2 protein-coding genes are annotated in these 4,282 nt (G+C 36.5%); both read left to right on the plus strand.

Translation table 11 applies throughout. From position 1 onward, the window contains the following. The first annotated feature begins 640 nt into the window (after positions 1-640). Positions 641-940 carry a hypothetical protein gene (locus RAO94_13270; protein ID MDP8323313.1) on the plus strand — a complete coding sequence of 100 codons (300 nt, stop codon included), beginning with the start codon at positions 641-643 and terminating at the stop codon, positions 938-940. Between the two features lie 40 nt (positions 941-980). Further along, positions 981-4,282: Ig-like domain-containing protein (locus tag RAO94_13275; protein ID MDP8323314.1), on the plus strand; the 3,302-nt coding region annotated here is incomplete at its 3' end.

Genomic DNA, 4,282 nt, shown 5'->3' on the forward strand with positions numbered 1-4,282 from the left:
AAGCTAATAATCGTAAGTTTTTCAGTGGAATCTTGTATGTTTTTGCCTTCATTTCTGAACTGGCAAAATTCCGCTATAATAGAACAAAATAAACAAATACATTTACACCAACATTTGGGACTTGACTAGTCTCCCCTGTGTTGCCTGGAAGTCTCCTACTGGTCTCCTAGAAGATGGTGTAGGGTCTGTTCATGCGAATTAATTGATCTATAAGCTGGAAATCAACATTTTGCTAATAAAGTGCACATCCCTGACAGGATATTGACAAATTCATGGTTGGAAGAAGCGAACAATAATTCAATACATTTACGAAATGCTTTATTAACGACCTTGATTTGCCGCATATTTGTCAAAAAAATCTGAAAATGTACAATATTATTGATATTATGAAGCGTAAGCTGTAGAGGTGATGGCATGATGTTGAACAGTCTCTTATCTAAATAAACTGGACTATGAAAAATATTCTTGACTGATAGAAAATAAAAATAGATTCTTACAATCAAGGAAAAATCCACAAAGATATGCAGAATATAGGCGAAACAAAGATTAATATACTGAAGAGGCAATTTACAAAAATGTGTGGAATAATTACTTGGAAAATTGAAATTACTTTAGAAATGGAATAACTTTTGGAGGAAGGATGAAAAGATTTTTGATTGTTTTATGTTTTTTAAGTTCACTGATATGCTTATTTGCATACTCACCCGAGGATGCAAATAGAAGTAAACCGTTATTTGCAAATGATAGATTTAAAATCAAATTAACAGAAAAGGCAATGCACAATCGCCTTCCAAATAAATTGGGAGAGATATCTACTTCGATGGAAATTCCTGAATTAGATGCTCTTATGAAAGAGCACAATGTTTCTGATTACAGCCTTGCTCACCGGGCAGTAAATGATAAAATCTGGGAACAGGAAAGATATTGGATAACATTATGATACTAGTAGCAGAAAACACAAAATATTATAAGGAGTAAAAATGAAGAAATTAGGAATATTGTTACTATTTATTTTGATATCTAATATTGGTAATTCAGAAATAATTACATTATTCGAAAGGGGAGATTCTCATACAATAAATGGAATGAATGCAATGAAATTAGGAGAGACTCAAGCAGTTCCGGGTGAATACCAATGGAATCATGATATTGCAACAAACGCCCCTCATAGTTTTGTATTGAGCATCTACATTAGGCATGCTGATGGTTCACTAACTATACTCGAAGAAGATATTTATGTTTGGGGAATAACACCTCCGATTCCTTGGCCGGCAGTACATAATTATAGTGATGTAGGCTGGGTTTGTCCAGATGTAGATACTGATCCTACAGATGCTATTATGATTTCGAGACGGATTATTCAGTTTCAGGTATGGCCGACTTTTAGCCCTTATAGTTATTGGATATCAAACCAATTGGGTGCTACAGCTCTGAATTCTTCAGAATGGCGAATTATGCATCACGATGTTAAATGGTATTTCCCTGATCCATTTGACGCAGGATTCTACTGGGGTGATTATTCGCGAATTGAAAATATTCAAATTGAACTTTCTCCTCCTCCTGTTTTGAACATAACTCCTACATCACATAATTCATCCTGGCAGGAAGATAGCTTCGATATCACGGTTACATCAAATAGTGACTGGACCATTTTAGCTGATCAAAACTGGATAAATACAAACATCGCATCTGGTAGTGGTGATGATATTTTCACGGTAACAATTAGCGAAAATAATGAATATTCTTTCAGGACTGGAACAGTATCTGTTGAACTTTCAAACGGAGAAATAGAATGTATTTGTGATATTAATCAATGGCAATATGAAAATACTTATAGTATAGAAGTAACCTCCGTTGAGGGTGAAATTGGAGACACTCTTTCTGTTTATATTATGACATCTGAAATCCCTGAAGCAAATGTAGTCACTGCTTATCAATTTGAGATTACTTATGACTCTTCCGTAGTAGAATTTATTGATTTTGAAATGGATAACACAATATCAGATGGTGGTTTGATTACTACTAATGATGTTGCAGGAACACTATCTATTGCCTATATGACATCAAGTGTATTAAATGGTGAAGGAGTATTATTAGAGTTACAATTTGAGGGGATTTCAGAGGGATCATCTGATTTGATTTTATCTGAATTCCTATATAACAGTCAAGATATCGGCGACCTTACTAATGGAAACATAATAGTGACACCTGGTTCCATAAATAATCCACCAACAATCGAACTTCCTGAAAGTTTTTCTTTGGAAGAAGATGCTGTTCTGGAAGAGGATTTCTATCCTTTTATAGAAGATATTGATGGTGATGAACTAATCTTGAGTGTAGCTGGTAACGAATTTATCCAGGTACTCATTGATACTCTTTCAGTTACATTTATTCCTGATGAAAACTGGTATGGCACAGAAACCATTACTTTTACAGTAGATGATCAGCAGGGCAGAGCAACTGCTTCTGATGATGTGGTGATCATAGTTACCTCGGTTAATGACTTGCCAATAGCAGATGCCGGAGAAGAATATTCCGGTCAGGCAGATGTAACTGGTTTTTGCGAGATAATGCTCAATGGCAGTGGCTCTTATGATATTGATGGTGAGATATTAAGCTGGCAATGGACATGGGAAGGTAGAAGTGCCGAAGGTGAAGAAGTTTCTGCAGAATTCCCAACTGGAACAACAGAAATAACTCTTACAGTATCAGATAATGAAGCTGGTATTGATACGGATATTACCCAGATTGTCATCAGCAGTTACGAAAATCAGGCACCAGTTGCCATCGTAGATGAATACACACTCAATGAAGATACGGAGTTATCAGATAATGTAATGACTAATGATTATGACCCTGATGAATTTCCCCAGGCTTTGACTGCAGAACTGATATCTGGCGTCAGCAACGGCACATTAGATTTTGCTGATAACGGTGATTTCACTTATCTGCCGGATCCTAACTGGAATGGTACAGATGCTTTCAGTTATAGAGTTTATGATGAAGAAGATTACAGCGAAACGGTTATTGCGACATTGATCGTTAACCCGATAAATGATGCACCAACGATTGAGCTGCCAGATAGCTTCACTTTTGCGGAAGATGATAGTCTGGAAGTGGATTTCAGTGAATTTGTGGACGATGTGGACAATGAGGTGCTGCTGCTTTCAGATACAGGTGGATTGAACATTATTACAGAGATAGTTGGCTTGAATGTTACCTTTACTGCCAGTGAAAACTGGTTTGGAAGTGAGATTCTCACCTTTACAATAGATGATCAGCAGGAACGATTAACTGCTTCAGACAGCTTGCTTATAATAGTAGAAAGTGGCTGTGAGGCACCGGAATGGAGTATCAATTCTGCAGATTACGAATACAATGGTAGTATTTGGGGAATAGTTTTTTTAAATGATATTCAAGTTGAACATACAAATGGAATACTGGGTTGTTTTGTTGGTGCTGAATGCCGAGGAATAGCAGCAGCAGATAGTAATACTGTTATTGATTATTCTCAAATATTTGGTCACATAGCTTTTTTACCAATGATTCATAGCAATTTTACTTCTGGAGAAATGATTACATTTAAATATTGGGATCCCATTGAATGTGATATTTACAATATATTTGAAACTTTTGAGTTTACTTCTGATATGGAAATCGGCAATGGTATTGAACCCTTTGAATTTCATGCTTCCACAATTACGCCAGTAGATATCAGTATTGATATGATCCCTGGCTGGAACTGGTTATCTCTTAATATCGTTGGTGATGACATGTCAGTGAATAACGTTTTGAGTTCTCTGGATAATAATGCTGCCTCCATCAAAAGTCAAACTCAAAGTGCCCTTTATTATGACGGCATGGGCTGGTTTGGCAGTCTTACTGATATCAATAATATCACTTTCTATAAACTGAATGCACTCAATAATGTCACCTGGGAATATACAGGATTAGCTGTTGACTCACAGTCAATGATCTATAGTCTGATCACGGGTTGGAACTGGATTTCTTATGCACCTCAGGAAGCGGAAGAGATCAATTATGCTTTGGCATCTATTGAAGGCAGCGGTGCCAATATAAAAAGCCAGACCCAGAGCTCAATATATTATGAAGGTATTGGTTGGTATGGAAGTCTCACTCAATTGCAACCACTTGATGGTTATATGCTAAATATGAATGAACCTGATACTCTGATTTATCCCACTCCTTTGCCAATGGTTAGAAATGAATATTCCTGCCCTGATATATATCTTGCAGATACCGGCTGGAAAGTTGATCAGCA

The organism is Candidatus Stygibacter australis, assembly GCA_030765845.1.
In the GTDB taxonomy this organism is placed as follows: Bacteria; Cloacimonadota; Cloacimonadia; order Cloacimonadales; family TCS61; genus Stygibacter; species Stygibacter australis.